The 8232-nt window shown below is 65.4% G+C and carries 6 protein-coding genes and 1 pseudogene; 4 read left to right on the top strand and 3 right to left on the bottom strand.

Annotation, left to right across the window (positions count from 1 at the left end; all coding sequences use genetic code 11):
- Nucleotides 1–562: 562 nt before the first annotated feature.
- Complete coding sequence (gene dapA / locus V5E28_RS03775; protein ID WP_336204896.1) at nucleotides 563–1480, top strand: 4-hydroxy-tetrahydrodipicolinate synthase; 918 nt, start codon at nucleotides 563–565, stop codon at nucleotides 1478–1480.
- Between the two features lie 54 nt (nucleotides 1481–1534).
- The gene (locus V5E28_RS03770; protein ID WP_336204895.1) at nucleotides 1535–3220 is read left to right on the top strand and encodes a ribonuclease J; all 1686 of its coding nucleotides are present in this window, start codon (nucleotides 1535–1537) and stop codon (nucleotides 3218–3220) included.
- A 148-nt stretch (nucleotides 3221–3368) separates the two neighbouring features.
- Here V5E28_RS03770 and V5E28_RS03765 read toward each other — a convergent pair whose 3' ends face one another.
- The 3 genes and pseudogenes from V5E28_RS03765 to V5E28_RS03755 form a co-directional block, all read right to left on the bottom strand.
- Nucleotides 3369–4145, bottom strand: coding sequence for an ABC transporter permease (locus V5E28_RS03765; RefSeq protein WP_336204894.1), 777 nt, complete (start codon nucleotides 4143–4145; stop codon nucleotides 3369–3371).
- Complete coding sequence (locus V5E28_RS03760) at nucleotides 4142–4906, bottom strand: ABC transporter permease (protein ID WP_336204893.1); 765 nt, start codon at nucleotides 4904–4906, stop codon at nucleotides 4142–4144. Before V5E28_RS03760 ends, V5E28_RS03765 begins: the two co-directional genes overlap by 4 nt.
- Nucleotides 4907–4971: 65 nt before the next feature.
- Nucleotides 4972–5625 (bottom strand): annotated as a pseudogene (locus tag V5E28_RS03755) (ABC transporter ATP-binding protein); the annotation flags it as partial.
- A gap of 111 nt (nucleotides 5626–5736) precedes the next feature.
- Here V5E28_RS03755 and V5E28_RS03750 point away from each other — a divergent pair.
- Together V5E28_RS03750 and V5E28_RS03745 are read left to right on the top strand one after the other, a co-directional pair.
- Nucleotides 5737–7089, top strand: a complete 1353-nt coding sequence (locus V5E28_RS03750) for a sensor histidine kinase (RefSeq protein WP_336204892.1) — start codon at nucleotides 5737–5739, stop codon at nucleotides 7087–7089.
- A complete protein-coding gene (locus V5E28_RS03745; RefSeq protein ID WP_336204891.1) occupies nucleotides 7086–7727 on the top strand; it encodes a response regulator transcription factor in 642 nt (213 codons plus the stop codon). Before V5E28_RS03750 ends, V5E28_RS03745 begins: the two co-directional genes overlap by 4 nt.
- Nucleotides 7728–8232: the final 505 nt, after the last annotated feature.

Below are 8232 nucleotides of genomic sequence, written 5' to 3'. Positions count from 1 at the left end.
TGGCAGTGGGTACGGCCTGCCCGTGCGTGGCAGTGGGTACGGCCTGCCCGTGCGTGGCAGTGGGGCGAGATGCGGGCCGTTCGCGAAGGCCTTCCGCGCGCCGGGGTGAAGGCCCCGCCATGACATGAAAGGCGAATGCAACTGTGTGATTACTCAGCGTGAAGTCGAGGATCCCAGGCCGTCCCGCTCGTCGCGGCGCGGCTGGCCCATCTGGCCCATCCTGGTGATCGAGCTGGTCCAGCAAACAGTCGGCTCGGCGGTGGTCGGCTGCGTTGGCGTCATGGAAGCGGGCAAGCATTGTTGGGCCGCTGCCTGCGGAGGCGGGTGCGGGGCGTGCGCGCGTCGGTGTGGGCCAGCGAAAACGAGCGTCTCGAAGGACTCAAGGTGCCGCTGCGGGTCCCGGAAAGAGGTGGGCCGCGAGCTCTGAGTGATCGATAGAGTGCTGAACGTAGCCAAAAGCGCTGTGAGATGCCGGGGGATGCTGTGACAAAAAGCTACTCCTGGCTGGCGAAGCGGGGTGGCGGCGTCCAACGGTTTTGGGAATCCAGGTAGCGTTCGCACTATGGCATCGCCAACTGGAACCATCGATGCGCCTTTCGGCCGCATGTTGACCGCCATGGTCACGCCGTTCACCGATGACGGCGCGGTTGACTACGACGCTGTGCGCCGTCTCGCCACCTATCTGGTGGACGAGCAGCGTAACGACGGACTGATCGTCAGTGGGACGACCGGCGAATCCCCCACCACCTCCGACGACGAGAAGGCGCGAATTCTCGGCGCTGTGCTGGAGGTCGTCGGCGATCGGGCGACCGTCGTGGCGGGGGCGGGCACCAATGACACCCGGCACAGCGTCGAGCTGGCCAAGTGGGCTGCCCGTGAGGGTGCCCATGGCCTGCTTGTGGTGACTCCCTACTACAGCAAGCCTCCGCAGGAGGGGTTGTATCGGCACTTCACGGCTGTCGCCGATGCGACGGATCTGCCGGTTATGCTGTATGACATTCCTGGGCGTAGCGGCGTGCCGATCAAGACTGAGACCTTGATCCGGCTGGCGCAGCACGACCGCATCGTGGCTGTTAAGGACGCCAAGGGAGATTTGTTCGCCGGTAGTCAGGTGATGTCGATGACCGATCTCGCCTTCTATTCTGGTGACGATCTGCTCAACCTGGCCTGGCTCTCGCTGGGTGCGGCCGGGTTCGTGAGCGTAGTAGGCCATGTGGTGGGCGCCGATCTTGCCCGCATGATCCGACTGCACCGTAACGGTGACATCGACCAGGCCCTGGCCATTCACCGCCAGGTGGCCCCCGTAGTCGACGGGATCATGTTGAGTGCGGGCGGCGCGATCATGGCAAAGGCGGCGCTGAGCATGGTGGGAGTGCCGGTCGGACCGGTGCGCCTGCCGCTCGTGTCCGCGACGGAGAAGCAAATCGCCGAGCTGCGTGCTTGCCTGGTGGCCGGCGGGGTGAAGTTGACCGACGCATAGGAACGGGGAGGAACCGGAAGTTTTGAGAACACGATTTGACATTGGGGGCCGGGCATGAGCCATCCGCATCCAGATCTTGGCCCCCCGCCGCCGCTGCCCGATGGAGGGCTGCGCATCGTCGCACTGGGCGGGCTGGGTGAGATCGGCCGGAACATGGCCGTCTTCGAGTACGACGGCCGCCTGCTGATCGTTGACTGCGGGGTGCTGTTCCCCGAGCCCGATCAGCCGGGTGTCGACCTGATCCTGCCCGACTTCGACTACATCAGGGACCGGCTCGACCAGATCGAAGCCGTGGTCCTGACGCACGCTCACGAAGACCACATCGGGGCTGTGCCGTATCTCCTGCGAGAGCGGCGCGACATCCCGCTTATTGGATCCAAGCTGACGCTTGCCCTGATCGAGGCCAAGCTCACCGAGCACAGGATCCAGCCGACCAAGCTCCAGGTGGTCGAAGGTGAACGTCATACCTTCGGGCCGTTCGACTGCGAGTTCCTGGCGGTGAACCACTCGATTCCGGATGCCTTGGCCGTGGCCATCAGGACGCCTGCCGGCATCGTGCTGCACACCGGCGACTTCCGCATGGATCAGTTGCCAAGTGACGGTCGACTCACTGACCTCGGTGGATTCGCCAGACTCGGTACCGAGGGTGTCGACCTGCTGATGTCCGACTCGACGAACGCTGAAGTGCCAGGGTTCGTCACCAGCGAGCGCGAGATCGGCCCGGTCATCGACGAGGTCATCCGGACCTCTGAACAGCGGGTCATCGTCGCAAGCTTCGCCTCGCACGTGCACCGTATCCAGCAGGTCATCGACGCGGCCGCCAAGCATGGCCGAAAGGTCGCGCTCGTCGGTCGTTCGATGGTGCGCAACATGGGTGTCGCTCGCGACCTCGGATATCTCAAGGTGCCGCCGGAGATCATCGTCGACTCGCGCGACATCGAGGAGTGGCCGCCGGAAGACGTGATGCTGATCTGCACCGGCTCCCAGGGGGAGCCGATGGCAGCACTGTCGCGGATGGCCAATCGCGACCATCCCATCCGCATCGCCGAGGGCGACACCGTCCTGCTCGCCTCGTCTCTGGTGCCCGGGAACGAGACCGCGGTCAACAGAGTGATCAACGGGCTTACCCGGTGGGGTGCCCGTGTCGTACACAAGGGCAACGCCAAGGTGCATGTCTCCGGACACGCGGCCGCGGGCGAGCTGCTTTACGTACTGAACCTCACCCGGCCGTCCAACTTCATGCCGGTGCATGGGGAGTGGCGTCACCTGCGGGCACACGCCAAGTTGGCCGCGCTCACCGGCGTGCCGGACGATCACATTGTGATCGCCGAGGACGGTGTCGTGGTCGACCTTGTCGACGGTCGAGCGAAGATCGTCGGCGCGGTCCATGCCGGGTACGTGTACGTGGATGGCTCGTCGGTCGGCGAGATCACCGACGTCTCTCTGAAGGATCGCAGGATCCTCGGCGACGAAGGATTCATCTCGGTGGTCATCGTGGTGGACTCCAGCACCGGCAAAGTCACCGCCGGTCCGGAGATACACGCTCGTGGCTCCGGTATCGATCCGGCGCAGTTCGAGGGCTTCATTCCGCAGATCGAGAAGGCTTTGCAGGACAAGGCGGCTGACGGAGTGGTGGACACGCAGGAGATCCGCCGCGTGGTCCGTCGCACTGTCGGGCGTTGGGTGAGCGACACCTACCGTCGCCGCCCGATGATCATCCCAGTGGTGGTCGAGGTCTGAGTCTGTCGTGGGTACGGCACGCGCTTGCGCCTGCCGTACCTGTGAACGGCTATCGGGTTGCGGAAGGGGCGAGCAGCACTTCCGCAACTGTCTGCCGCAACGGGCCACTTTTCGTGATGCCCACAGGAGTGCGCTCAGGGGCAACATTTCAGGCGTCTCTCTGACGCAGCAGCCAGGCGCCTATGACCACGGGCAGCAGCGAGTAGCCCACGAGCACTGCGACCGCCGCTGCAGGCGACAGCAGCGAGCCATACACCGTGTCTATCGTCGAAACGCCGGTGATCTCACGTGGCAGCGCTCCGATCATCACTGACCCGAGCCGATCACTCCATGGCTGGGGCAGGTTACCCGCGATGATCGGGATGACGTAGACGAGGCTCACGAGCAGGACGATCGGACCCGACGTGGAGCGCAGGATCGCTGCCAGCCCCAGCCCGAGCAGTCCGAACGTCGGCACCGTCAGGCTGAAGGCGATCAACAGCGGCAGCTTGTCCGCGAACGGCACCAGGTAGATGCCCGCGAAGCGATCACCGATAATCGATCGGCAGACGAAGTAGGTGCCGAACGTCGCCAGCGAGCCCGTGAGCAAGCTGACGACGCCTATCACGGCGGACTTCGCGGCGATCACGGGCCAGCGCTTCGGCACGATGGCCAGGGTCGTCCTGACAAGACCGGTCGTGTATTCGGATGTCATCGCCAGCACGCCCATGATGCCCATGCAGAGCTGCGGCACGATGAGCACGACTTCTTCGAGTGCGGCAAGGCGGGCGCCGGTTTTCTGCGCTGGGGCGGCCCTGTCGTACATGTCGGCTGTCATCCACGCGAGGCCGAGGCCGAGCAGGATGCCGCAAAGACTGAGGCCCGCGATGAGATAACTCGAACGTACCGAACGAATCTTGAGCCATTCGGAGGAAAGGGCGTTCAAGCGTCTCTCCTCTTCAGCAGGTAGAAGCCGGCTGAGAGTGCCACCAGTGCGTACGCGAGCAGTGCCGCGAATGCCGCCCAAGGAGGCAGGATGCCGTCACCGAGACGCGAGGAGAGCCGATCGCCCGCGATCTGGGGAACGAGGTTCGGCAGCATCAGGGATGCCACCCGGCTGTTCCACGGCTCGGGAAGGTAGTTGGCGATGCCGGGCAGCACGAACAGCATCGCCACCACGGACACGATCGCGGCTGCCGTAGAGCGGGTGGCGGCACCGAGACCGAGTCCTACCAGGGCCAGCACGGTGACCGAGACTCCAGAGGCGAACAGCATCGGAAGATCGTCCGAGAAGTCGGTGCTGTTGAATCCGAGTCGGCGATCTCCGGCGATCAATCGTGCGGCCACGTAAGTGACGAGAAGGATCGAATAGGCGGCCACCAGCGTCACCACGCCGACGACCGCCGCCTTGGCCAGCAGAAGCATGCCGCGTTTCGGCACGACGGTGAGGCTGGCACGGATCATGCCCGTGGCGTGCTCGGAGGTGATGGCCAGCACGCCGATCGTGGCGAGACTGATCTGCACCAAGGGGAGGAATCCTTCCTCGGGCGCGGCGGCCCTCAGCGACCCGCGCTCCTCCGCCAGGCTGCCCACGTAGAACGTCCACGCCACCCCGAGGACCACCATGAGGGCGGCTGCGCCGAGCGCGTGATAGGTGGAGGAGATCGAGCGCAGCTTGAGCCACTCGGAAGAGAAGATCATCTTCATGATGTCGCTGCTCCGTACTCGACGCTGCTCGCGGTGAGCGCGAGGTAGGCATCTTCCAGGGAGGGGTAGCGCGTGGTGAGCTCCTGGACGGTCGCCTCCGTGATCAGCTTGCCTTTGCCCACGATGATGATGTGATCGGCGGTCAGCGCCATCTCGCTCATCAGGTGGCTGGACAGCAGAATCGTCCTACCCTCCGCGGCCAGTGAGCGCATGAGATCACGGATCCAGCGCACCCCATCGGGGTCGAGCCCGTTGACCGGCTCGTCGAACATGAGGACGCCGGGGTCACCGAGCAGTGCGCCCGCGATGCCCAGCCGCTGCTTCATGCCGAGTGAGAATCCGCCGACGTGCTTACGTGCGACGCCGGCCAGGCCCACCCGCTCCAGCATCTCCGACACCCGCCCAGGGCCGATGCCGTTGGTGCGAGCAAGGCAGAGCAGGTGGTTGTAGGCGCTGCGGCCGCCATGCGCGGCGCCCGCGTCCAGCAAGGCGCCCACCTCATGCATGGGTCTGCTCATGGAGGTGTAACGCCTGCCATTGACCAGTGCCTCACCGGACGACGCGGCGTCGAGGCCGAGGACCAGCCGCATCGTGGTGGACTTGCCCGCGCCGTTGGGCCCGAGGAAGCCCGTCACGTGTCCCGGCTGCACAGTAAAGGTGAGGTCGTCGACGGCGAGGGTGCGCCCGTAGCGTTTCGTCAGTCGGTTGATTTCGATCACGTCGTAAAGGCTGGGGCACGGCGGGCCCCGCCCACATCGGACCACGGTCCGAACTCCAATCTCAGACCCCGGGCTGACGTGCGACCCCGAATCGCGGGCTACCTTCGTGGCGTGAACGACGACTCGCACCCCCTCTTTGCCAGGAGGCTGGCGCGTGGCCAGCTGATCATGCTGGACCTGGCGGCTGGGTTGAGCTTGGCGCTCGTGTTCCTGACGACGGCGGTCAACGCTGGAGACCTGCCACCATGGGTTCGGATCGCCGTTCCTCTGGGCTTGGGGCTGCCGCTGGCCATACGGAGGCTGTTCCCTTTGCCGATCTTCGTGTTAACGCTGGCGCTCGCCGTCGTGGCAGTCTTGATCGGGGCGGTGAACTTCGCCTATGTCTCGCCCGCGTACGCGCTTTACCTGGTGGCGGTGTCCGAGAGTCGCGGCACCTGGCTGCCGACCTCGGCCATCGGAGTGGTCGCTGCGATCACAGGAGCTGGACTCGTGCTGGCAGGGGGAGTGCCTCGGGCGGCTGCTCCGGAGTGGCTGCTGGGCGTCGACAAGATGCTCATCGGCATCGCGGCACTGGGTGGTGCCTGGACGGTCGGGCGAGCCATGCGCGAAAGAAGAATCTACGCAGCCCATCACACCGAGAGAATGGCGGCCCAGGCTGTGGCCGAGGAGCGATTGCGCATTGCGCGCGAGCTCCACGACGTCGTGACCCACAACGTGGGATTGATCGCGGTGAAGGCAGGTGTGGCCAATCATGTCCTGGCAGCCAGGCCAGAGGAGGCGCATGATGCGCTGCGTGTGATCGAGACGGCCAGCAGGAGCGCGCTGGTAGAAATGCGCCACCTGCTCGGCGTCCTCCGTTCCGCGGATACACCAACCCGGGACCCCGCGCCGGGTATCGACGGCTTGGACGGTCTGGCGGAGCAGGCCAGGATGGCGGGGGTGAGGGTAGACCTCGATGTCCAGGTCCATAGCGGCGGCGGCGGTAGTTGGGACCGCGCCGGCGAGCCGCAACGCACAGGCCGGGGTACCGTGCCGGGTCCGGGCGAGGGGAGGGCGCCGGCATCGAATGTGGTTCCTAGCGAGGCGCAGGGTTCGGAGGTTGGGGAAAGAGGCCGCGTTGCCCGGTCTCGGGCAGGGCGTGGGGATTCGGCCGGCGTGAGAAGGCTGCCAGAAGGGGTGGAGCTGTCCGTGTACCGGATCGTGCAGGAGGCGCTTACCAACGTCGTCAAGCATGCGGCGCCCGCCCGTTGCTGGGTGTCGGTGGTCGACGATGGGGGATCCGTGCGGATCGAGGTAAGGGACGACGGGCCGGGGCAGCGCACGCTGCCCGGAGAAGGGGTGGGGCACGGGCTGATCGGGATGCGAGAGCGCGTCATGATGTACGGCGGAGCTTTCGAGGCGGGAGGACTTCCTAAACGGGGGTTCCGGGTGTCGGCTGTTCTGCCCTACGGGAGGGCTTCATGATCCGTGTGCTTGTTGCGGATGATCAGGCGTTACTCAGAGGCAGCTTCAAGGTGCTGGTGGACTCTGAGCCCGATTTGGAGGTCGTCGGTGAGGCTGCGACAGGGGTGGAGGCCGTTGCGGTCGCGTTGGAAACACGGCCGGACGTCGTGCTCATGGATGTGCGCATGCCGGAAATGGACGGTATCGAGGCGACCAGGCGCCTCGGGGATGTCTCGCGGGTCTTGATCGTGACGATGTTCGACCTCGACGCCTACGTCTACGACGCCCTGCGGGCAGGGGCCAGCGGGTTCCTGCTCAAGGACACTCCGCCTGCCGACCTGATCGCCGCCATACGGGTGGTGGCGGCGGGGGACGCCCTGCTGGCTCCGGCCGTGACGCGCCGGCTGATCGAGGAGTTCGCACGGATCCCCGCCTCACCTCGTGTTCGAGCGTTGGAAGGTGTCACGGAGCGGGAACGGGAGGTCCTCACGCTGATCGCTCGGGGGTTGTCCAACACCGAGATCGCCAAGCATCTCCAGGTGACGTTGGCCACGGTCAAGACACACATCAGTCATCTGCTCAACAAGCTTGAGGCGCGCGATCGGGCTCAACTCGTGATCGCGGCTTATGAGAGTGGCTTGGTTGCGGTGGCGCGTTGAACACTGGGGGAGCATGGGGTGGTGTCGGGCGATCAGGGAAGCTGCCCAGACACTGCCGGGCCGTCTGGCGAGGAAGAGGGGTGAGTCCTTGCCGATGGTGATGAGGTGAGACCGTGCGGATTCGGGCACCGAGGTTAGGGCTGCTGTTGCGGATGCATGCGGGTTAGGACCTTCGGGCAATCCACTCCGCCGCTATGGCGGCGCGGGCGCGGGCGCTGTGCCGGGGTCTACGTCGACGCCACTGCCGCTGTTTCGTCCGTCACCCTGTTTCGTCCGTCACCCTGTTTCGCTGGTCACGTTGTTTCGCTGGTCACGTTGTTTCGCCCGTCACGCTGCCACGCCGCTTCGCCGTCACGCTGTCCCGGTACTCGAGTGGCCATCTAGCGCGTGTGGCTCCGAACGGCCTCGCGCATCGCCGCCCAATTTGTCCTTTCAGCCAGGTCCAGCCGCTCATCCAGCATCATCCTCAGCAACACCAAGATCCAACCTGTGATCACCGCGCCAT

This window comes from Nonomuraea sp. LPB2021202275-12-8, from assembly GCF_037044575.1.
GTDB lineage: Bacteria > Actinomycetota > Actinomycetes > Streptosporangiales > Streptosporangiaceae > Nonomuraea.
This window is presented reverse-complemented; position numbering and strand designations above follow the sequence as displayed.